The 22,984-nt window shown below is 68.6% G+C and carries 14 protein-coding genes and 1 pseudogene; 10 read left to right on the top strand and 5 right to left on the bottom strand.

From position 1 onward, the window contains the following. The first annotated feature begins 36 nt into the window (after window positions 1-36). Together GA0070561_RS23435 and GA0070561_RS23430 are read left to right on the top strand one after the other, a co-directional pair. The gene (locus GA0070561_RS23435) at window positions 37-444 is read left to right on the top strand and encodes a DUF2267 domain-containing protein (RefSeq protein WP_279616378.1); all 408 of its coding nucleotides are present in this window, start codon (window positions 37-39) and stop codon (window positions 442-444) included. A gap of 61 nt (window positions 445-505) precedes the next feature. Next, window positions 506-1,228, top strand: a complete 723-nt coding sequence (locus tag GA0070561_RS23430; protein ID WP_091404841.1) for a hypothetical protein — start codon at window positions 506-508, stop codon at window positions 1,226-1,228. A gap of 65 nt (window positions 1,229-1,293) precedes the next feature. Here the strand turns inward: GA0070561_RS23430 and GA0070561_RS23425 are convergent, their stop codons facing one another. The 3 genes and pseudogenes from GA0070561_RS23425 to GA0070561_RS23415 form a co-directional block, all read right to left on the bottom strand. Further along, window positions 1,294-1,830 (bottom strand): DUF1345 domain-containing protein, encoded by a 537-nt coding sequence (locus GA0070561_RS23425; protein WP_244166398.1) that lies wholly within the window; start codon window positions 1,828-1,830, stop codon window positions 1,294-1,296. 213 nt (window positions 1,831-2,043) lie between these two features. After that, window positions 2,044-2,315 (bottom strand): annotated as a pseudogene (locus GA0070561_RS34635) (DUF6766 family protein). A 30-nt stretch (window positions 2,316-2,345) separates the two neighbouring features. Beyond that, window positions 2,346-3,356, bottom strand: coding sequence for a mechanosensitive ion channel family protein (locus GA0070561_RS23415; protein WP_091404834.1), 1,011 nt, complete (start codon window positions 3,354-3,356; stop codon window positions 2,346-2,348). Window positions 3,357-3,698: 342 nt separating this feature from the next. Here GA0070561_RS23415 and GA0070561_RS23410 point away from each other — a divergent pair, with 342 nt between their 5' ends. The 3 genes from GA0070561_RS23410 to GA0070561_RS23405 all read left to right on the top strand — a co-directional run bounded on the left by GA0070561_RS23410 (window position 3,699) and on the right by GA0070561_RS23405 (window position 13,089). Further along, window positions 3,699-6,653, top strand: coding sequence for an ATP-binding protein (locus GA0070561_RS23410; protein WP_091404829.1), 2,955 nt, complete (start codon window positions 3,699-3,701; stop codon window positions 6,651-6,653). Window positions 6,654-6,733: 80 nt separating this feature from the next. Continuing rightward, window positions 6,734-6,886: a hypothetical protein gene (locus tag GA0070561_RS33730; protein WP_167362475.1), complete on the top strand. Its 153-nt coding sequence runs from the start codon at window positions 6,734-6,736 to the stop codon at window positions 6,884-6,886. A 14-nt stretch (window positions 6,887-6,900) separates the two neighbouring features. Next, window positions 6,901-13,089, top strand: coding sequence for a S8 family serine peptidase (locus tag GA0070561_RS23405; RefSeq protein WP_091404825.1), 6,189 nt, complete (start codon window positions 6,901-6,903; stop codon window positions 13,087-13,089). 131 nt (window positions 13,090-13,220) lie between these two features. Here GA0070561_RS23405 and GA0070561_RS23400 read toward each other — a convergent pair whose 3' ends face one another. Then, window positions 13,221-14,138, bottom strand: coding sequence for an NADP-dependent oxidoreductase (locus GA0070561_RS23400; RefSeq protein ID WP_091404823.1), 918 nt, complete (start codon window positions 14,136-14,138; stop codon window positions 13,221-13,223). Window positions 14,139-14,622: 484 nt separating this feature from the next. Between GA0070561_RS23400 and msrB the strand changes: the two genes are divergently transcribed. The 5 genes from msrB (at window position 14,623) to nhaA (ending at window position 19,632) form a co-directional block, all read left to right on the top strand. Then, the gene (msrB, locus tag GA0070561_RS23395; RefSeq protein WP_091404820.1) at window positions 14,623-15,114 is read left to right on the top strand and encodes a peptide-methionine (R)-S-oxide reductase MsrB; all 492 of its coding nucleotides are present in this window, start codon (window positions 14,623-14,625) and stop codon (window positions 15,112-15,114) included. Beyond that, entirely contained in the window at window positions 15,111-15,617 is a 507-nt protein-coding gene (gene msrA, locus GA0070561_RS23390; RefSeq protein WP_091404815.1) for a peptide-methionine (S)-S-oxide reductase MsrA, read from the top strand. Before msrB ends, msrA begins: the two co-directional genes overlap by 4 nt. A gap of 321 nt (window positions 15,618-15,938) precedes the next feature. Then, on the top strand, window positions 15,939-16,595 hold the full coding sequence (locus tag GA0070561_RS23385; RefSeq protein WP_091404809.1) for a TetR/AcrR family transcriptional regulator: 657 nt from the start codon (window positions 15,939-15,941) through the stop codon (window positions 16,593-16,595). Window positions 16,596-17,133: 538 nt separating this feature from the next. Continuing rightward, window positions 17,134-17,562 (top strand): OsmC family protein, encoded by a 429-nt coding sequence (locus tag GA0070561_RS23380; protein WP_091404805.1) that lies wholly within the window; start codon window positions 17,134-17,136, stop codon window positions 17,560-17,562. Window positions 17,563-17,715: 153 nt separating this feature from the next. Next, entirely contained in the window at window positions 17,716-19,632 is a 1,917-nt protein-coding gene (gene nhaA, locus GA0070561_RS23375) for a Na+/H+ antiporter NhaA (RefSeq protein WP_091404801.1), read from the top strand. 148 nt (window positions 19,633-19,780) lie between these two features. Here nhaA and GA0070561_RS23370 read toward each other — a convergent pair whose 3' ends face one another. Next, window positions 19,781-22,966, bottom strand: coding sequence for a penicillin acylase family protein (locus tag GA0070561_RS23370; protein WP_091404798.1), 3,186 nt, complete (start codon window positions 22,964-22,966; stop codon window positions 19,781-19,783). Between the last annotated feature and the right edge of the window lie 18 nt (window positions 22,967-22,984).

Genomic DNA, 22,984 nt, shown 5'->3' with positions numbered 1-22,984 from the left:
GAACCCGCCGCAATCCGTTTCGAGAGGGGATCCGAGGTGAACTACAGCGAGTTCATTCAGTCTGTGGCAGCACGACCCAAGGTTTCACCGGGGCAGGCGGAACCGATCACCCGTGCCACGCTGGAGACTGCGGCAAAACGGATCACTGGTGGCCAGGCAAGGGACCTCGCCTCCCAGCTCCCCGAGGAGCTACGAGGCCTAGTGTCCAGGCCCACCGAAGATCCGGAACGGTTCGGTCTCACCGAATTCCTGGAACGGGTGCAGTCCCGGGCAGGGGTCGATCGCGAGATGGCCACGGAGGGAGCGCGGGCCGTGATGGATACCCTGCGTGAGGCTGCCAGCGCGAAGGAGTACGGAGACTTCGTCGACCAGTTGCCGCAGGAGTTCTGGCAGTTGACCGGGCCTGGCTCTGGACAGCTCCAGCCTCGCCGGATCGGCACCTAGGCCACACCGATAGGTGGGCTCCATTCGGTCCGGATGTCAGGCGAGGCCCGAGGAGTGCGGGATGACCGAACCGGAGAGCCGGGACACGGGCGCACGAGAGTTGCCCGCCCCGACGAGTGGTGAGCACGGCCTTCCCCAGCCGGCTGGTGGGCACAGCAGCAAGACCATGTCAGACCCGGACGTCGTCCTCCAGATTCCGCAGGTCAAGGTCGAACAGATCTACGTCGAGGTCGACGATCTGGACGCCTCTGTTTCGCTGCGAGCCCGGCTGGGTAGCCTGCTCCAGCTCGACGTGGGCGTTCAGGCGCGTCTCGGCACGGTGAAGATCGATATCAAGGGCGTCGAGGCCGAGGCGATGCTCGAGGTTCGGCTCGACGAGGTACGGGGAATTCTCGACAGCGCCCTCCGCACGATCGAGCGCAACCCTCAGATCATCGAGTCGGTGGTGAAGACGGTGGACAAGGCCGTGGACCAGGTGGGGCAGACAGCGCAGGAGGCGCTGGGGCCCAATGGTCCGCTGTCGCAGACGCTGCAGCAGGCCACCCAGCAGGTCGGTCAACAACTCGGGCAGGCCGCCCAGCAGCTCGGGCAGTCCACCCAGCAACTGGCTCAGACCAGCGGAACGACGGCTGGCGGCGGTGTGGAGGGTCTCGGCAGCGTGCTGGGCGGGTCTCCGGCCCGAGCGGCGTGGCGACGGATGAAGAGAACCGTCCACAGTAGTCAGCCGCTGAGGCAGGTCACGACGCGGCTAGCAGGACCGCAGGGGCAGCAGCCGCCGGGCTGATCGACGTCCACCGTGGTGGCGACATGGCAGCGGGCCAGGTCACGCCACTGCATGCTCCGCGGGGGTCAAGATTGGCCCAGGTTGGTGACCAGGTTGACGGCGACGGCCAGGATGCCAGTTCCGAAGGTGTAGGAGAGCAGGGCATGCCCGAGCGCGATCCGGCGCATGCGGTTGCTTGTGGGTTCGTTCTCGCCCGGGGCGTAGGACATGCCGACGGTGAAGGCGACGTACGCGAAGTCGGCGTAGGCCGGTGGATCTTCCCGCTTGAAATCGATGCCGCCATCGTGGCGGTAGTACAGCCGCGCGTACTTGAGTGCGAAGACCGTATTCACCAGCGCCCACGCCAGGACCACCGCGACGACGCTGAGGATCACCAGCGTGACAGCCACCACGTCCTGCTGGTTCGAGGCGCGGATGAGCGCCTCGGCCACGGCGACGAGGCTGATGACGGACGCGATCAGGACCGCCGCATCGGTGGAACGGGACTGCTGCTCCGCCTCGGCAAGCTGCTCGGTGCGCCGTGGGCTCGCCGGCCAGCAGGCCCGCCACACCCAGACGAGGACCGTGCCCGCCGCGATCGTCCAGATCACCAGCGGCGTCAACTCCGGTGCCCCGACCAACGCGATGGCGGTCCCTGCCACGACACCGACGGCTAACGACCACAGGGCACGCCTGACCGACAGGAGCCGTCCCCGCGCCGGTCGTCCCGATTGCTGCTCCACCTGGTCAGCGTTCCAGCTGAAGCAGATCACGTAGGAAAAACCGGAAGCGATTACCGGATCAGGTTGTGAATATCCTGGAATCGTGGAGAGGTCTCAGCCCTCCATTCCGGTGGCGGTGTGCGCCACGCCGACCGGCTTGGATTGTGAGGACCCTCGCTGTCGCAGGTAGATCGAAAGAACGACCATCGGGAGACGGCCAGTAGTTCCGACTGCCAGTTCTCCAGTGTGCGGTTCCAGAAGTCGGGCTGGAGCAGGTACCCGGCCCCAAGACGCCCGCTGGACTCGCAACGGAGAGAGGAGGCCCCGCCGCAGTGGCGCCATTGACGGGTTGCCCTCAAGAGATGCGGGCTGAACGGGGTCGTCATCGAGCGGATGTGAGCTCAGGGCCCGCCCATTCAGGGCTGATACTGACTGCGGGTGCGGGGCAACCACTGGGGATGGCGGTCGCGCAGGTAGCGCACCAGTCCCTCGCGCAGGTCGCAGCGCAGGTCCCAGGCGCTGGCGCCGTCGGCGGCCGAGGCCTGAACCTGGATGACCGCTGTCTGGGGGGTGGAGTCGACCATCTGGAGCACCCACTGGTGGCGATCCCACAGCGGTGAGGACTCGACCAGCCGGCGCGTTTCCCGTCGTAGGTCGTCCAGGTCGGCGGTGTGGTCGACATGAATCTGGATCTTGCCGACAACCCTGGACTCGTTCCGGGTCCAGTTTTGAAACGGCCGCTCGGTGAAGTACGTGGTCGGTAGGATGAGCATCCGCTCGTCCCAGAGCCGGATCACCACGTTGGTCAGCTTCACCTCCTCAACCCGGCCCCATTCGCCGTCCACCACCAGCACGTCGCCGACGTGCAGGCCGTCGGCGAAAGCTACCTGGACACCGGCGAACGCGTTGCCGAGCGCGGTACGGGCCGACAGGCCGATCAACGCGCCGATCACCCCCGCCGACGTCAACACGGAGACGCCGAAGAGGCGTACCGGCCGAAAGGTGATCAGGATCAGGCCGATCGCGACGATGGTGACCACGGCGACGGTGAGCCGCCGCACGGGGCGAATCTGCGTCCGGGCCCGTCGGACCCGCCGGCTGGCGACCGCGTCGCCAGGCAGTCGACTGAACGCGACCGCCTCGGCGACGTGCAACGCCTTGTTCACCAACCATGCACCGGATATCACCAGCGCCACCCGGGCGACGTGCCGCAGCTGAGGCTGCCACCCGACCGGTCCCAGGGGCAGCGCGTAGTACAAGGCCCCGGCCAGCAGGACCGCTGCCGCCGGGCGGCGGCAGGCATGCCGCAGCGGCTCCAACAGCCACTGGTAACGGCCACGGGCTATGCGGCGGACGACCATGCCAGTGATCAGGTCCACGACCACCGCCGTCACCAGCGCGGCTACTACGATCAACGCGGTACGCATCAGAGGCCGCTCACCGTAGTCCCGATGCCAGCTTCCCCCGGCTCACTGCCCAGTTCACCTGCTCAGGGTGCCACCCCGTCCAGTGGCAGGCGGCCAACATCGGCGAACAACCGCTGACCACGCCTGCGTCAGTCGCCCGAGTCGCTTTCCCGGAGCAGTACCGAGGACCTGCAGTCGTACGGCGTGGTCATTGAACTGGTCCGGATGCAAACCCATGCGGCGAAGACCAGTGCGGCAGCCCCTCGCCGATCAGTCCCCGGCGTGCTGCGAGAAGGATCCCATGACGCGAGTCGCCACGAGGGGGTACTTGTGTCCGGGCAGCGAAAAGCGAGATCATCACGCATGCTCGACCCCTCGCCCGAGGACGACGGGACCTCACCGACCGTCTCCACTCCGCATTTCATGGGTCGTGATCGGGAGCTGGCGGCGCTTCGGGGTGCCTTGGCCCGGCCACCGGCGATCGTGCTGGTCGAGGGCGAGGCGGGGATCGGGAAGAGCCGACTGCTGCGAGAGTGGCTGGCCGCACCGGACCAGCGCACTGCCCTGGTGTCCGTGTGCCCACCGCTTCGCGAGTCGCTGACGTTGGGGCCGATCGTCGACGCGTTCCGTGGGATCGACCGTCCGGTGTCGCGATTGCGGCTCACCGAGCTTGCGGGTGCGTTACGGCCCCTGTTCCCCGAGTGGTCCACGGACCTGCCGCCCGCGTTGCAGCCCCTGGACGATGCGAAGGCGGCACGGCATCGCCTGTTCCGCGCCCTGGAGGAGCTGCTGCGGGCTCTGCGTGTCGATGTTCTCGTGCTCGAGGACGCGCACTGGGCCGACGAGGTGACCCTGGAGTTCCTGCTGTTCGTCACCTCCCGACAGCAGTCGCAAGGGCCCAGCCTCGTGATCTCCTATCGGCCGGAGGAGGTGGACGACGGTTCGCTGTTGTTGCGGCTGACGTCCCGGTTGCCTGCTGGCGTGACCCAGCTGAGGATCGCCCTGGCGCCCATGCGACCCGACGACACGGCAGCGCTGGTGTCCTCGATGCTGGACGGCAACCCGATATCCCAGGAGTTCACGACATTCATGCACGAGCGGACCGGCGGTGTTCCGCTGGCCGTGGAGGAGTCGGTTCGCCTCATGTGCGACCGCGCCGACCTCGTCTTCCGCGACGGGCAGTGGGTCCGGCTGAAGTTGCGCGAGCTACAGGTGCCGCCAACGGTGCGCGACTCCACCCGGGAGCGGGTGGGCCGTCTGTCGCCGACGGCGCAGCAGGTGTTGCGGGCCGCGGCGACGTTGGCTGAGCGGTCATTGATCGAAACGATCGCGATGACCGCCGGTCTGTCACCAGCCGCGTGCCGAGGCGCTGTCGCGGAGGCGGCCGGCGCCGGTGTGCTGGACGGAGACGACCGCGGCCGGTGGCGATTCCGTCATGTGCTGGCCGCCACGGCTGTCTACGAAGCGATCCCGCTGACCGACCGCAGGCACTTCCACCTGCGGGCCGGCCGGGCCGTGGAGCACATCCATCCGCCGCCGGTGGCACAGCTTGCCCACCACTTCCGCGAGGCGGGCGAGACGCAGTCCTGGGCACGGTACGCCGAGCAGAGTGCCGAGCTGGCCATGGCCTCGGGCGACCACACCAAGGCGGTCGACCTGCTGGTCGACCTGTTGACGTGGGCCGTGCTGGCGCCGGTGGACCGGGCACGGGTGGCGCGCATCGCCGGAGTCGCCGCACTGGGCCGTCGTGAACCGGTCGACGAGGTCTACCACCGCGTGATTCGTACCTTGCGCTCGGTGCTGGAGACCCCCGGTCTCTCCGCCCGCCAGCAGGCCGAGATCCGCAACCCCCTGGGTCGGCTCCTGATCACCGGGGGTGAGGCGCAGGCCGCACTCAGCGAGCTGGAGCAGGCGGTTGCCAACCTCGACCATGACCCGGTCGAGGCGGCTCGGGCAATGACCTACCTTGGCTGGGCCTATGCGGGACCGTGGCCGGCGTCGACCCATCGGCGTTGGCTGGATCGCGCCGCTGAACTCACCGCCGACTTCGACTCTCCCGCGGAGCGGCTGAACCTGGCCGGCAACCGGGCCGCGGCGTTGCTCATGCTCGGCGAAGAGGAGGCCTGGGACGTCGTCGCCGACCTGCCCGTCGACGGCGCGACGCCGGCGGAGCGTCTCGACGTGGCCCGCATCCACGCAAACGTCGGGACCGGCGCACTGATCTGGGGTCGGTACGCCGACGCGGAGGAACACCTCGCCGTGGCCATGCGCCTTGCCGAGGCCGAGCAGGCGTCCCGGTTGCACCACAACGTCGGACTCGAACAGGCCAATCTGGCGTGGCTCACCGGCCGGTGGGAGGGTCTCGCGGAGCGAAGCACGGCACTCGCCGATGCCGACCGGGACCGGCCGGCGCACTACCTCGGCAGCATTCGCCTCGCTGCCCGGCTGGCAGCCGCAGCCGGCCGGCGGCGCGCGGCGGAGGAGCAGTTCCGGCTGGTCCTCGAGGAGTCCGCCCGCCTCGGCGCAGCCGACGACACGATGGAGGCCGCCGCCGCGTTGGCCAGGCTGTGGCTGACGGACGGAAACAGCGGCCGGGCATTGCAGATCACGAATGAGCCGATGGACACCGTCCGAAGGAAGGGCATCTGGGTCTGGGCGACGGACCTCGTTCCGGCCCGGGTCGAGGCGCACCTCGTCGCGGGGGATCTGAAGGCCGCGACCCGTCTGGCCGACCAGTTCGCCAGAGGGCTGCGTGGCCGTACGGCGCCTGCGCCTCGCGCCGCGCTCACCGTCTGCCGTGCCCTGCTGCTCGCCGCAGCCGGAGACCACGCCCGCGCGGCTACGGCATACGGTCGGGCGGCGAGCGCCTGGAGCGCGTTGCCGCGACCGTACGACGCCATGCTCGCCCGCGAGCGCCAAGCCGAGGCGCTCATCGCGCAGGGTCAGGTCGAGCAGGGCCGAGAGTTGCTGGCGGCACAGTACGAGCAGCTGTTCAGGCTCGGGGCCCGCGGCGATGCGGACCGGGTCGCACAGCGGCTTCGCGAACACGGCGCCGAGGTCCCGCGACTGTGGCGCGGCGGCCGACGCGGGTACGGCGACCAGCTCTCCCCTCGCGAGCTCGACGTGGTCCAACTGGTCGTCGCCGGCAAGACGAACCGGGAGATCAGCCGGATCCTGGCCAAGTCACCGGCCACAGTGGATCAGCAACTGCGTGCCGCGATGCGCAAGTTGAAGGTGAGCTCCCGGACCGCGCTCGCGGTCAAGGCGGTGGAGGCCGGAGTGTTCGCAGAAGAGGACTCCCTCCACGACGCGTCGTGAAGATTGACGTATCCGCTGGATAGCGACTGTCACTCGTCCCGCCGAGCATGACTTCATGATTCATAGCCGTTTGGCGATGCATGCCTGAGCGACCTGTCGCAGGTGACGACGCCGCCGTCGAGCACCTGCCACCACCCGAGCTGCCCCGCGAGCCGGACGTCGGCGCCCCCGACGCCCGTGACGTTGACGGTGCCGACGACCACAAGAACCACGACCCCTACCAACCCCTGTAGGTCGAAGGATTCTCATGAGACTCAAAGCCCTCGCGGCAACGCTTGCCGCAGCGGTCGGCCTGAGCATGATCCAGGCTCCACCGGCGTCTGCCGCTGAGCCGGATCCCGGCGCCGCCGTCAACAAGATCGCCCCGAGCCTGAAGGACCGCTTCCGCACGTCTCCGGCTTCCGACTTCTGGATCAGGTTCGAGACCACTGCCGACCTCGGGCCAGCGAAGAAGCTCACCGATTGGACCGCTCGTGGGCAATTCGTCTACGACGCGCTGACCGCAGCGACGAAGGACTCCCTGGCATCCGTCTCCACCGATCTCGACCGGGCGGGCGTCAAGTACACCTCCTACCCGATCGCCAACGCCGTGCTCGTCAAGGCAGGCACCGAGAAGCTCGCCCTCGACGTGGCCTCCAAGGTGCAGGTCGCCGAGATCCACGCGACGCCGCAGGTCGCGCTGGTCGAGCCCGTGGACGAGAAGATCCCCACTGACCAGGCTGCCCGCCCCGCCGCCCCGAAGGCCGCCGCCGAGGCCGGCACCGTCTCGTGGGGTCTGGACGCCATCCACGCCCCGCAGGCGTGGGCCATGGGCGCCACCGGTGCGGGCATCACGGTGTCCAACCTCGACTCGGGCGTTCAGTTCGACCACCCCGCCCTGGTGCACCAGTACCGCGGCACGAAGCCCGACGGCACCGTCGACCACAACTACAACTGGATGGGCGCCCGGGGCACGTGCACTGGCACACCGTGCGACGACAACGGACACGGCACGCACACCATGGGCACCATGGTCGGCGACGACGGCACCAACCACGTCGGCGTCGCCCCGGACGCGCAGTGGATCGCGACGAACGGCTGCTGCGACAGCACCGGCGTCGAGTCGCTGCTGCGGTCCGGCTGGTGGCTGCTCGCCCCGACCGACGTCCAGGGAAACAACCCCGACCCGTCCAAGCGCCCCCACGTCGTCAACAACTCGTGGGGCCAGACCGTCGAGCACAGCTTCGACGACTTCTTCCAGGCCATCGACGAGGCGTGGACCGCCGCCGGTATCTTCAGCGTCTGGTCCTCGGGCAACACCACGCCGTACGCGGCCTGCGACACCGTCTCCTCGCCCGGCTCCGCCGAGAGCGCCTACTCCGTCGGCGCATACTCATCCGACGGCACGCTCGCGTCGTTCTCCCGCAAGGGCGAGGGTGAGGGTGGCCGGATCAAGCCCGAGATCTCCGCTCCGGGCGACGGCGTCCGTTCGTCCTACCCGGGCAACAGCTACACCGAGATGTCCGGCACCTCGATGGCGGCACCCCACGTCGCCGGTGCCGTCGCGGCGCTGTGGAGCTACGACCCGACCCTCATCGGGCAGGTCGAGGCAACCCGCCGCCTGCTCGCCGAGTCGGCCGTCGACGTCGACGACAGCGAGTGCGGCGGCACCGCCGAGGTCAACAACAAGTACGGCGAGGGCCGGCTCGACCTCGTCCGCCTGCTCGAGCTCGCGCCCCGACAGGGCGGCACCCTCACCGGTGTCGTCACCGCCAACGGCGCCCCGGTCCCCGCTGCCGACGTGACGATCAGCGGACCGTTCAGCCGGTCGATCGGAACCGACAAGGACGGCCGGTTCACGACGAACCTTCCGGTCGGCGACTACCAGCTCAGCACCAAGGTCTTCGGCTACCTGACCGCGACCGCCAACGTCACGATCACCCTCGGCCAGGACACCTCCGTCAAGCTGCCGCTCACCGCCGCCGTGCGGCACGACATCAGCGGCACTGTCGTCGATGACAAGAAGCGGCCCGTCCCGAACGCCGACGTCTCCGTCAAGGACACGCCGCTGAAGCCGGTACGCACGGACGCCAACGGCGCGTTCACGATCACCGCTGTCCCCGAGGGCGGGTACACGCTGGGCGTCAAGCCCAACGCCTGCTTCTCCCCCACGTCCGTCCCGCTGACCGTCGGCACGCAGAACGAGTCGCGCGAGATCCAAGTCGGGCTCGTCGTCGACAAGGGCGGCTACAGCTGCGCCGTCTCCGAAGGCGCGTACCTGCGCGGCACCGATCCGGTGGCGTTCACCAGTGGCGTGTGGGCGACGGTGAAGCTGCCGTTCCCGATCGCGCTGTACAACGGCAGCCACGACACCCTCGGCATCGGCCTGCGCGGCGTGATCTCCCCGGACACCAGCACCGGACCCGGCAGCGGCGGCGCGGGCATCTTCCCGTTCTCCGTCCAGACCCCCGTCGAGTTCGCCCCCGGCGGAGGTGTCTTCACGGCAGCCACCAAGGTCAACGGCGAGGACGCGTTCGTCGTCGAGTTCCGCGACGCGAAGCTCTGGGCCTACCCGGACCGGTCGGAGTACACGGAGCCGGTCAGCTACTCGGCCACGCTCACCCGCTCGGGCACCGTCATCTTCGGGTACGGCGCAGGCATCGGGACCGGCGACCCGGTGACCGCCGGCGCGCACGCCATCACCGGCATCCAGGGCTGGGCCGGCGTCGACGGCATCCGGTTCTCCGACAACGCCCCGGTGCTGCGCGACGGGATGATCGTCACCTACGACATGCCTGACTTCGGGTACCTGGACGCGACAGTGGTCGACCAGAACGACGGGTTGCCGGTGGCCGGAGCCAAGGTCTCGTTCACGAACAAGTCCGGGCTCGTCGAGGCCGTCACGACCAACGGGACCGGCGTGGTGCATCGCCAGCTCCCGGTCGGCGACTACACGATGACTGTCGACGCGCCGAACTACACGACCGCGGCGTACCCCTTCTCGCTCGACAAGCTCTACGCGAATGCCAAGATCGACGCGCGCCTGACCACGGGTGCCGCCGGTCTGAAGGGCGACGGTCTCGACGCGCTGCTGGGTGCCGACCAGAACGGCGTGGGCTCGCTGACGCTGACCAACAACGGTTCGGCCCCACTCACGTACGACCTGGGCGAGGCCGCCCGCCACCCCGAACTCGACGCCGCCGGCACCACCGGGCGCACCGGCACGGGTGCGGCCAGCACGATCGACCTCGCCGCGTGGAAGGCCGGTGCGAGCGGCATGAAGCCGTCGAACGTCGACGGCAAGGCCGCGACGGCACCCGCCGCGGAAGCACAGGCGGCCGGCAAGGTCGGCGCGACCTCCGGCGGCGACGTCATCACCCGGATCGCCATCCCGGGCAAGATCGAGGACAAGGAGCCGTCCGGCGTCGGGTACGACGGCGACGTCTGGGTCCACGACTACAACGCGCGGACCAACACCGCCTGGACGGTGGCGGGCAAGCCGACTGGGAAGGTCTTCGACGCGTCGTGGAACCCGGCGTACCGGGCGTTCGACATGGCGCTCGACACCAGGACCGGTGACATGTGCCAGATGGAGGACAGCCCGGCCAGCTACATCCACTGCTTCGACCGGCAGACCGGGAAGGAGACCCGGCAGATCAAGGGTGACTGGTCGACTCTGCAGCTGACCGGCCTCGCCTACAACCCGACCGCTGACGTGTTCTACGTCGGCGGCCGGGCCAACGGCATGATCGGCACCGTCGCCGGGACGTCGCACGACAACCCGGGTGCGCTGCTGTCCTTCTGCTCCCCGCCGCTGCCCGAGGTGATGGGCCTGGCCTACAACCAGGCGTCCGACACCATCTGGTACACCGACCTCACCTCGAACCGGCCCACCCGCCTGCTGCAGGTCGACCCCGACGACTGCTCGCTGGTGAACGCGTGGTGGTTCCCTGGCCAAAAGGCGGGCCAGGGCGGCGGCCTCGAGACCGACTCGACCGGTGCGCTGTGGGCGGCGGACCAGGTCGCCGACGACGTCGTGCTTGTCGATGTCGAGGACGACCTGCTCACCGACCTGCCGTGGCTGTCGCTCTCCTCGACCGGCGGCACCCTCGCCCCGGGCCAGTCGACGACAGTCAAGGTCTCGATCTCCTCGAAGGGCACCAAGCCAGGGGTCCTCGGCGCGAACATCGTGGTGAGGTCCGACTCCGGACGCCAGTCCAAGACCTACGTCCCGGTGACGCTCACGACCACGAAGTACCAGGTCGGCCTCAACGCCGGCGGCGCAAAGTTCACCGACGGCTCCGGCTACACCTGGCTCGCCGACCAGGCCGCCGGCAAGAAGGTGTGGGGCTACGAGGGGAAGACGAAGGTCGCCGCCACGACGACCGCGATCGCCGGTACGACCGACGACACCCTGTTCCAGTCGCAGCGCACCACGCCGGACAAGCAGTTGTTCTACCGCTTCCCCGACGCGCCCACTGGCACCTACGCGATCGACTTCGGATTCGCCGAGATCGAGAACGTGGCCAAGGGCAAGCGGGTGTTCGACGTCCTCGTGGACGGAACACTGACGGAGTACGCGTACGACCCGGCCGCGGCGGTGGGGCCGAACGCCGCCGACTGGCGCACCGCCGTCGTGAAACACGCGGGCGGTCCGCTGACTGTGGAGCTGCGGGGCTCGAAGGGCCTGAAGGCCCCGACGATCGCCGCGCTGCGGGTGACGCTCGACCCGCGCGCGGACACGGTGGAGCCGGAGCCCGAGCCCGAGCAGCCGGAGCCGGGCCCGGTGCCGGTGGCCCCCGCCGGTCGCTCGTACTCCATGAAGGTGACCGACGGGCTCTACCGTCAGGGCACGGAGGAGTCCGGGTGGCACGGCGACGACCTGTGCGGCGTGCTGTGGTTCGACTCCAACTTCCTGCAACCGTTCTACGACACGGCCTGGGACGGCGTGTGCGTGACGACGAACGGCGCGCTGACCTTCGACCGCGCCAGCACGTCGGGGAGCAACACGGCACTGCCGTCGCCGTACCCGATCGACGCGATCTATCCGCTCTGGGACGACCTCATGGTCGACGACGAGGCGGGTATTTACTTCGGCAAGACCGAGGTGGACGGGTTGGCGGCGCAGGTCGTCGAGTGGCGCAACGTTGCCTTCTACAGTGACCGGACGGCACGCGTGAGCTTCTCGGTCACCCTGATCGCGGACGGACGGATCCAGATCGGGTACGGCGACGGCGTCGGCGGCGACAACCCCCTCACCCGCGGGTCGTCGGCGACGGTCGGCGTGGAGAGCCTGACACGCAACCCCGCGAGCCAGTACTCCTTCAACCAGCCCGTCCTGAAGGCCGGTCTGGGGTTGGAGTACACCCTCCCGGGCGCGGGCACGATCGAGGGTACGGTCACCGACAAGAACGACGGCAAGCCGATCGAGGGCGCGATCGTCACGCTCAAGGGGCCGGCCGGTGAGCGGGTCATCACCGCCGACGCTAAGGGCCGGTGGAAGGCTCAGGCGCTGGTCGGCGAGAACACCGTGCAGGTCGAGGCGCCGAACTACGTCACCGCCAGCCACCCGGTGACCATCACCAGGAAGGATCAGGCCGAGGTGGTCGACACGGCGTTGACCACGGGCGTCGCCACCGTCACCGGAGGTGACTTCGACTGGCTCCTCGACAAGGGCCAGAAGGCGACGGCCGACGTGACTGTGACCAACAGCGGGTCCGCCCCGCTGGAGGTGCGGGTCAGCGAGCAGAAGCGCACCAGCGACGGTGGGCACGAGGCCGCCGACCTTGCCTGGCTGACCCTCACGGGCGCGGCAGCAACCGGCACTGTCACGCTCGCCGCCGGCACGTCCACCACCGTCACGGTGACGGCCGACAACGCCGGGGTCGAGCCCGGCGTACTCGTCGGGGACGTGCTGGTGGCATCGAACGCCGGCAAGGGCGAAGCCCAGCTCAAGCCGGTCCGTCTGGCGACCTCGGCCTACTGGAAGGGCGTCGACGTAGGCGGATCCGGGTACGTCGGTGCCGACGGCTTCTTCTGGTCACCCGACCAGGGGCTCGGCTCGCGGCCGTGGGGTTACGTCGGCGGCAAGGCGCGTGCCACCACTGCCGACATCGCCGGCACCGAGGACGACGCGCTGTTCCGCACCCAGCGGTCCGGCCAGACGTTCAGCTACGTGTTCAAGAACGCCCCCGCCGGTAAGTACCGGATCGGCCTCGACTTCGCCGAGATCGAGAAGGTCAAGGCCGGCAAGCGTGCCTTCGATGTGCTGGTCGACGGCAAGGTCGTGCTCTACGACCACGACGTGCGGGCGAAGGTGGGTGCGCTGACCGCGGACCTGAACGCGGTCACGGTCGAGCACACCGGTGGCGATCTGAAGATCGAGCTTCTCCGCGAGAAGGGTGAGAGCGACCCGATTCTCAACGCCCTGAAGGTCCAGCAGGACCCACGCCTCTGAGCTAGCCAACCGATTCGCCAACAAGTGGTCAGAGCCTCCACGGAAAGTTTCGCCGTGGAGGCTCTGACCACTGCTGTCCAGGTTCGTGGTTTCAGACCGTACTCACGCACCTGGTGGCTGCCCCCGGATCCTCAGGAGCGAGCGCGGATGATCGTCTTTCCGGTGATCCGCTTGGTTGGGTTGAGAGCGGCGACGGCGTCGTCGAGGTCTGCGACGTTGCCGATGTTCGTCCGCAGTCGCCCGCCTCGCACCCTCTGGACGATTTCATCCAGTTGGGCACGGTCAGGCATCACGACGAAATCGATCGCCAGGCCGTCCGCGGGCCGCGCCTCAGACGGCCCGACAACGGAAACCAGTGTCCCTCCGGCTCGAATCAGGCCTGCCGACCGCTTCCCGATGTCACCGCCGATGACGTCGAAAACCAGATCCACTCCGCCGACGTCTTCCAGGGCCTCGCTGCCGAGGTCGACGAACTCGTGTGCGCCGAAGTCGAGCGCGGTCTGACGGTCGGCAGCGCGTCCGGTGCCGATGACGTAGGCGCCGAACTCACGTGCGAGCTGTGTCACCATCGACCCGACTGCCCCGGCCGCGCCGTGCACGAGGACGCTCTGCCCCGTCCGAAGGCGGCCGTGCTCGAACAGTCCCTGCCAGGCGGTCAGGCCAGAGATCGGCAGGCTCGCGCCCACCGCGAAGTCGACGTCGCCGGGCAGCGGCGCAAGGTTGCGCGCCTCGACAGCCACGTACTCCGCCAGGGTGCCGTCGCGGGTCCAGTCCGTGAGGCCGAACACCCGCTGCCCCAGCGACAGCCCCGTCGTGCCATACCCGAGGGCGCTGACCACTCCGGCCAACTCGTGCCCAGGGATCGACGGCGTCCGGTCACGCCCGAGGCGATCGGTCCAGGTCGAGGGCCACGCCAACTCGGTCGGGACGAACCCCGACGCATGAACCTGGACGACGACGTCGTTGAGGGCCGGTTCCGGGTCAGGCCGCTCCATCAGCGTCATCCCGGCCGTTCCCGCAGCCTGGTCCGTCACCACGATCGCCTTCATCAGATACCTCCTCGTATCCAGCCCTCGTCTGCACTGCCACGAGGAGCACCTTTCCGTTTCCCAGCAATGACGGCGCCAAGCCTCGGCGCCGCACCACGCCACGGTGGTCGGGCGTGGTTGGGGCGCGAGGATTCGCCGTAAGTGGTGGGGATGTCCGCCGAACCCGACGCCAGCGGGCAAGTCGGGCAGCTCGTCACTACCGGAGTGCCCCGTCGGACGTCCCGAACCTAGTCGCGGTAAAACTGGTCTGTCAAGTCCACTATTGGGGCACGTGGTTGTTGCTGTGACTGTGGAAAGTACCAGCTCAAGCTCAGTCAAGACGGAAACGTCTGACGTCGATCGAAATCGGTTTCTGGACCTTGCCGTCCAGGGATTGTGGAGGCTGTGGGAATACCACCGCCCCGGAGAGCGTCTGTACTTGCGCGTCCAGGCGCACTCCACCTGGCGCCGCAGTCGTGCGTCGCAAGGCCGTGAAGGGAGAGCTGTGCCCCAGCAGACCGAGTATCGCAAGAACCCGGAGGCCGTTTCGGGACTCAACCCGGAGCAGTACCGCGTGACCCAGCAGGACGGCACCGAGCGACCGTTCGCCAACGCCTACTGGGACAACCATGAGCCCGGCATCTACGTCGATGTGGTGTCCGGCGAGCCGCTGTTCGCATCGGTCGACAAGTACGACAGCAACTCCGGCTGGCCGAGCTTCACCAAGCCGATCGCCAAGACGAACGTCGTCGAGCGCGAAGACTCCAGCCACGGAATGATCCGGATTGAGGCCCGCTCGCTGCACGGGGACAGCCACCTCGGTCACGTCTTCAACGACGGTCCGCCCGAAAAGGGTGGACTCCGCTACTGCATCAACTCGGCATCGCTGCGGTTCATCCGCCTCGACGACCTGCAGGACGCAGGGTACGGCGAATATCGCACCCTGTTCACGAGTGCCACCAACACTGGCACGACGACAGACAAGGAGACGGTGTGAACACCGAAAAGGCAATCCTCGCCGGCGGCTGCTTCTGGGGCATGGAGGAGCTGTTCCGCCGCCAGCCCGGCGTCGTGTCCACGCGCGTCGGCTACAGCGGCGGCGACGTCCCGAACGCCACCTACCGCAACCATGGCACCCACGCGGAGTCCATCGAGGTCGTCTACGACACCGACAAGACCGACTTCCGCGCGCTGCTCGAGTTCTTCTTCCAGATCCACGACCCTTCGACGAAGAACCGCCAGGGTAACGACATCGGCGTCAGCTATCGCTCGGCGATCTTCTACACCAGCGACGAGCAGAAGCGGGTCGCCGAGGACACCATCGCCGACGTCGACGCCTCGGGTCTGTGGCCCGGCAAGGTCGTCACCGAGGTCACCGCGGCAGGCGACTTCTGGGAAGCCGAGCCGGAGCACCAGAACTATCTGCAGACCTACCCCGACGGATACACCTGCCACTTCCCCCGCCCCGGGTGGAAGCTTCCGAAGCGGGCGACGGCCTGACCCCTCCGGCGCGCGGACCCCGGGTCCGCGCGCCGGTCCGGGCCGAGGCGGTCGGCCCGGACAAGGAGTCCGCCGGATGGGTGCGGGCTTTCGCCAGAGAGCCACTCACGGTGCCTGGCCAGCAAGCGAAGACTTCCCGAAATAGGACCAAGCAGTCCAGGAAACCCCCTGCTAACGATGATCTAGCGGTGGCGGCCCCGTTCATCCAGCCAACGGCGCGCAGGCCCGCCCTTCACCGTCGCGTGAATGCGACATGACATCGGATGGACTCCAGGGTCCCATTTTCCCTCGATTATCTGGCGCGCTGGATACACTTGACAGATGAGCGACGAGCAGGTGGCTGCGCCGACGAATAGGCGGAGGATCAGTCAACGGGGCATCGCGACGCGAGACCGGATCCTTGAGGCAGCGAACCGGCTGATGCTCGTGCGCGGAGTGAACGCGACGACCCTTGACGACATCCGCGAGGCAAGCCAGACGAGCAAGTCTCAGCTCTACCACCACTTCGCCGACAAGCAGGAACTCGTGCGCGCCTTGGTCAAGTATCGAGGCGCGCTTGTGCTTCAACGTGAGCGGGCAGGGCTCGAACGACTGAGATCATTCTCAGGGCTGGTCCGGTGGCGCAACGCCCTGGTCCAGGCCAATTCGCTGAACAACGGCAAATACGGGTGTGGCCTCGGGTCGATGGCTCTCGAGCTGTCCGATCAAGATGAGCAGGCTCGATCGTCTCTGTCGGAGACGTTCGCGGCATGGGAAAAGCTGATCAGTGATGGCCTGCACCGGATGCAGGACAGCGGTCTGCTGCGCCAGGACGCCGACCCGGAGAAGTTGGCCACGGGGTTGATGGCCGCTTTGCAAGGCGGCTACTTGCTCGCGAACGCCTCGCACAACATCGCACCCATGGAAGTCGCTCTGGACATGGCGCTGGAACACATCAGATCGTTCCTCGCGCAGCCGTCCGGTGAGCCGACCCGTTAATTGGGCCCATTGGTCGTGATCAGGCTGCTCACGGCGGGTGCCGAGCAGCCCGGAGGCCGATGAGAGCGAGATCGTGAGAGCTGGCGCTCTCCAGGTGAGGCCGCAGTCGAACCACGATCCGATGTCCCGCCGTCGCCCACCTACCCCAACGTCGCGCGCGCACCAGTGCCGGCACGTCGGCGCCTTACTGTTCGAGCAACGCTGCTTGACATCCGCATCGATTTTCCGGGCCAACGCGCCAACGAGGGACTGTTCGGTCCATTCTATGATCTGGAAGTGATCGGTCCTGGTCCGGGAATGTTGAGCCCGGCCGCCTCTCAGTGCAGCCTGGGCCACCACACCGCTCAGGACCATCAGGGCAGACGACTCCGGCAGCGAACGGTCAGTTGGACGATTCAGTCCACGCGGGCTAGCCTGCGGAGGTACCGGCCCAGGGTGATACGCCTGGCCACAGCCTCCGCTCGGACTGCGGGCTCGGCTGCTACTGGGTCCGTATCCCTGGACCCTCACCCACTGGATCCACAGGAAGGCGCGGCTGATGAAAACCGATCAGGATCACGTCGTCGCATCGGCCCGAGTTGTCCTTCCGGCCACTGAGCGCCGGCGCACGGACATGACGACCCGCGGCTTCACGTTCATCGCCGATGAACCGCACAGGGGCGCACTCGGTGACGGCCCGACGCCGACGGAGTACCTGTTGATGGCGCTCGCGTCGTGCACTGCCCAGACGCTGCGGCAGTACGTCGACTACAAGTACGACACCGCCGGCGACATCACCGTCGAGATCGACTACCACGAACCCGAGCAGGAAGGCGCAGAGCGCTACCTGCAGCGCACGATCACGCTCAGCGAGGAGCCCGACCCCGACGACCTGAAGGTGATGCACGACATTGCCGAGAGGTCCCCGGTGACCCTGCTGATTCAGTTCGCATGGAGCGTGCGGACCGCGTTCGTCGGGCCGCGCTGAGAACAGACCGTCTGCTGCTCGGCGATCACGGCCGTGCAGCAGACGGTTGCCTGAGCGGCGGCCAGCAGCGCCGGGTCCCGGGGTCGCGTGCCTCATTGCGCCACGTGGTCTGGCTATCCGTGCTGGCCTGGCCAGCACGTCGAAGGGTGACGTGTGACCGAAACCAAGAGCGGCCGAACGATCTGGAAGCCGAACCTGGCGTCACCGCTGCGGGCATTCTTGCGAATCGAGTCCGGCAGCGCCGGCATACTCGTGGCCGCCATCGTCGCCGCACTGCTCTGGGCCAACATCGACGTCGGCTCCTACGAAGCCGTATGGCGCACCCAGTTGTCCCTGCGCCTCGGGCACCTCGAACTCTCCCGCGACCTGCACACCTGGATCAACAGTGGCTTGATGACGCTGTTCTTCCTTGTCATCGGCCTTGAGGCGCGGCGCGAGTTCGACCTCGGCGACCTCCGCGACCGGCGACGTTTCGTGCTGCCCAGCGTGGCCGGCCTGATTGGCATGCTGATCCCGGTACTGATCTTCCTGGGGATCAACCACGGTGGGCCGGGTGCGCATGGTTGGGGCGTGGCCATGTCGACCGACACGGCCCTCGCGTTGGGTCTGCTGGCACTGCTCGGCCGAGGTGTGCCCGACCGGGTCCGGATCTTCCTGCTCACCGTGTTCGTGGTCGACGATGTGATCGCACTCATTGTCATCGCCCTGGTCTACAGCGAGGACATCAGGGTGCCGCCCATCGTGGTGGCCGTGGTCGCATTCGCGGTCATGTTGGCCATCCACGCAGGCGGCGTCCGACGGGGCTGGGCGTACGTGCCGGTCGCCGTCGTGATGTGGGGCGCGCTGCTGGTCAGCGGAGTCGACCCTGTGGTGACCGGCCTGACCATCGGATTGACCGCGTTTGCCTACTCTCCCGGCCGATCTGACCTCGAAAAGGTCACCGGGCTGTTCCGGTCGTTCCGTGAGCAGCCGACGCCCACGCTCGCGCGTACGGCCTCGATCGGCTTGGCGAACACGCTGTCGCCCAACGACCGCCTTCAGCGCATTTACCACCCATGGTCCAGCTACGTCATCGTGCCACTGTTCGGCCTGGCCAACGCCGGCATCAGCATCGACCGTCCGTTCCTGGCCCAGGCGTTCGCGTCGCCTGTCACCTGGGGCGTGCTGCTCGGGTATGTCGTCGGCAAGCCGCTCGCCGTGATCGGCACCTCCGCCGGGCTCACCTGGCTCTCCCACGGGCGTATCCGTCCGGCCGTGGGCTGGGCGGGCGTGCTCGGCAGCGGCACGATCGCCGGTGTCAGCTTCACGGTCTCGCTGCTGGTCGCCAGCCTGGCCTTCACCGGCGACCAACTGGCCGAGGCCAAAGTCGGGGTGCTCAGCGCCGCGATCGTATCCTCAGCACTGACCTGGGTCGCGTTCCGCGTCACCAACACGCTTCCCCAGGACAAGCGCGTCCGGGCCCTCTTCGGCGACATGACGGAGCTGATCGACCTCACCCCGGCGGTCGACGAGAAGCAGGACCACGTCCGCGGCCCAGCCGGTGCATCGGTAACGCTGGTGCAGTACGGCGACTTCCAGTGCCCGTACTGCGGGAAGGCCGAACCAGTCGTCCGGCAGCTGCTGGGCGACGCCGACCTGCGCTTCGTGTGGCGTCACCTGCCTCTGTCGGACGTGCATCCGCAGGCCCGACTGGCAGCCGAGGCCGCCGAAGCAGCTGCCGTTCAGGGAAAATTCTGGCAGATGCATGACCTGTTGCTCGACCACCAGGGCGAACTGGACATCACCGCTCTGATCAAGTACGCCGACGACCTCGGTCTGGATCAGAGACGATTCCACGACGATCTGACCAGCCAGGCCCATGCCGCCCGCATCGACAGTGATATCGACTCCGCCGACAACAGCGGAGTGTCCGGCACCCCGACGTTCTTCATCAACGGCCGCCGCCACTACGGCGCCTACGACATCACGGCCTTGACCGCGGCCATTCGCATGGCCCGAGCCCGCGCCCGCCTCGGCCACGACGCACCAGCGAAGAGGAGCAAGCCGGCCTGGCCTACGCCGAGGCGTTGACCCGGGCCTCCGACGTCACAGTCGACACGCGACTCACGCTCGCCGAGGATGCCATGCCCACGACGGCGCCTGCTGTGTGAGGTGATACCCGGCGCTGCGCACGTCCGGAGGGGCCGGCGAGTGATTCCACTGACCCCTCCGGGCACTGTCACTTTCCGTACAGCTCGAATTCGTAGAGCGAGAACCCGTACGAGGTGGCCCGCTTGACCCCGTACACCCGCACGTAGCGGGCGGTGACCGGGGCGAAGGTGGCGTTGTCGACGCCGCCGTTGCCGGTGGTGGTGGCGAACACCGGCGTCCAGGAGGTGCCGTCGCCGGAGACCTCGATCCGGTACGAGGTGCCGTGCGCGGCTTCCCAGCGCAGCACGGCCCGGCTGACGCTGCGGGGCGCCCCGAGGTCGACCCTGAGCCACTGGTTGTCGTTGTAACTGCTGGCCCACCGGCTGCCGAGGCTGCCGTCGACCGCCTTGTCCGGCGTGTGGCTGGTCAGGAACTGGGTGCTCGACGCGGTGGCCGGACGGCCCTGCGCCAGGTTGGTGACGTCGTCGCCCCGGCGCGCCGGGAACGAGACGACCTGCTGGTAGGTGGGGCGGTTCTGCCAGGCGATCACCGGGTGGGTGATGCCGCCGAGCCCGGACTGGGCGATCGAGTCGGCACACCACTGGTCGCCGGCCCCGCAGGACTTGTCTCCGGGGTAGACAGTGGTGGCCGGCACCGCGGCGGCCTGGCCGAGCGCGTCGAGCAGGGCCTGCCGGCACGCACCGAGGTTGCCGTTGCCGCAGTACGAGCGGCCCAGCCCACCCGCCACCGGGTCGCCGAGTACGGTCCGCAGGTCCTTGTCGACGTAGCCCCACCAGCCGTGCTGGAACGACGAGCCCTTGTGCGCCTGCCCCTGCAACGCCCAGCTCGCGGCGCCGTCGCGTCCGCCGTTCTGGCCGCCCGACGGCGCCTCGTTGACCTCGATGGCGTCGACCAGCGCGGCGTAGAGGTCCGGCCCGAGGCCGGGGCGGAACTGTGCCGAGGCCAGCAGCGGCCACCAGGCGTCGAAGATCCGGATGGCGTCGGCGTGCTGGTAGACCTTGGAGCCGGGGGACGTCTCCACCCGGCGGGCCCCGGCCTGCTGCCAGGCGCGCAGCTTGCCCACCGCGTCGGCCAGCGCCGGATCCGTGACCGGCGTGCTGTCCAGCACCCGCAGCAGGTCACCGAGAACCTGCTGGCCGCGCAGGTCGGTCACCGCCGCATCCGCCATGATCTTGACGACGTCGGCGCGGCCGAGCTTGCGCTGGGCGATCGCGGCGCGCACCGGGCCGTCGAGCAACTGAGCCCGGTGTACGGAGCCGAAGCTGAAGTTGCCGTCCGCCGCCCCGAAGTCCCGCGCCTGCTTGTTGTTCCAGCTGACGTAGTAGTCCTGGTTGACCGACTGCGGATGCGCCGACGCCGGGGTGTAGGTGGCGTCGTTGGTGTCCGGGTTCCAGCCGGCCCACTCGTACGCCGGTTCGGCCTTCGTGGGCAGGTTCGGGTCGGCGGTGGCCGGACGGACCGGGTTCGAGCCGGAGTTGAAGTACGCCGCCTCGGTCGAGTTGACGTAGAACCAGTTGAACGCGTACCCGACGGTGGCCGCGGAGGCCTGGAAGGCCACGGCGCTGCCCATCGCGGACGGGTCGTTGAAGGCCTGGAAGCCGATCGCCGAGTCGGCCTCGTGCCGGTAGGTCGAGCGCAGCTTGGTGAACGCGGTCGGCTGCCCGTTCACCAGGCCCCGGTAGGAAACCAGCCCGTACTTGGTGCGCAGCGCGCGCAGGGTGTACGAGCCGGCCGGGGTGGAGTCGGCCAGCGTCGGGGACCAGGAGTTGCGCTGCTCCAGCGCCTCCATGGCGAGGCACTGCCCGTGGTAGAGGTAGCGGTTGGTGCGCAGCGTCGGGGCGCTGCCGTCGGTGGTGCACAGCGGCACCGCGTACGTGTCGGTGAGGTCCTGCGAGGCGGAGGTCGCGCTCCACGCGTAGTCCTGGCCCCGGCCGAGCAGCACGTAGAGGTTCAGCCCGGCGAACGCGGCGCCGCGCGCGCTGATGCCGGGCCCCTGCAACTCCTGGAGCATCAGCAACTGCGGCGCGAAGTAGCCGGTCTGTGGCCCGAACACGGCCACCGGGTTGCCGGTGGTGGTGTGCCGTCCGGAGACCACTACCGCGTTGGACATGCCGTGGGCGCGCAGATTGGCCAGGCCGCCGAGCAGCTCCTTCGTAGCGGTGCTGGCGCCGGTGCGGGCGGCGGCCCCGCCGGTGGCGTCGTACGCCAAGGGTTCGGCGACCACCGAGCCGGCGTCGGGGAGCACCGCGCTGCTCGCGCCGGGCGGCGTGGCCCCGTACGGGAAGCTCTGTCCGTCGTGCAGGGTGAGCACGCTCTCCGGGTCGTTCTGCGAGCGGAACGCCGCCCACACCCGGTCGCCCTCGGTGGCGCCGTACTTGGCGCGGGCGGCCACCCGGACCAGCGCGGACTGGATCTCGCTGCCGCCGCCCCCGCCGAAGAGCCCGCCGATCACGCCGGCGGTGGCGATGAGGTCGGTCATGGTGAAGTGCTTCGGCTTACCCGCGCCCGCGAGCACATACTCGCCCGGGTAGTTGTCGTCGGCGATCGACTTGTCGATGTAGGCGTTGATGCCGGCGATGTAGTCGACCACGTCGGTGTAGAGCTGCTGACCCCGGGCGCCCTTGAGGCGCAGCGCGTCCACCTGGGCCTGGAGGTCCGCCTCGGTGTAGGGCGAGTTGGCCCAGACGCTCTGCTCCAGCTCCCGGTTGCCCGGCGCGCCGCCTGCGAACGAGGTGACGTTGCCACGACCGACGTGCCGCAGCAGATCCATCACCCAGAGCCGGTCCTGGGCTCCGGCGTAGCCGGCGCCGAACATGGTGCCGGCGCGGGTGGTGCCGGTGACGTGCGGGACGCCGGTGGCCTTGTCCCGCACGATGGTGACGTCCGATCGCGGCGAGACGGTGCTCTCCACCTGTGCGGCCGGGACACCGAACGAGGCGTCGTTGTAGAAGTGGGCGATCTGCTCGTCGGTCAGCCCGGCGTAGTTGTAGACCAGGTTCGCGTACTCGTCGAGCTGGTCGCTGGAGTGCGCCGGGCGGGTGCCGAGCGCCTGGTGCGCCAGGATGGCGACCAGCGTGGCGTTGCCGTTCTGCCCAGGGGGCAGGATGTCGGCGCACTGGCCGAGGCAGTAGTCGTTGGCGGCGAACGTTGTGGCGGCAAGCGCCGGTGACGGCGGGGTCACCGTCAGGACGCTCGCGGTCAGGACGGCGGCGGTGAACGCCGCGAGCTGGTTACGGACAGCGGGACGGGGCATGGCGATCCTCCGGGGACG

This window comes from Micromonospora saelicesensis (assembly GCF_900091575.1).
Lineage (GTDB): Bacteria > Actinomycetota > Actinomycetes > Mycobacteriales > Micromonosporaceae > Micromonospora > Micromonospora saelicesensis.
This window is presented reverse-complemented; position numbering and strand designations above follow the sequence as displayed.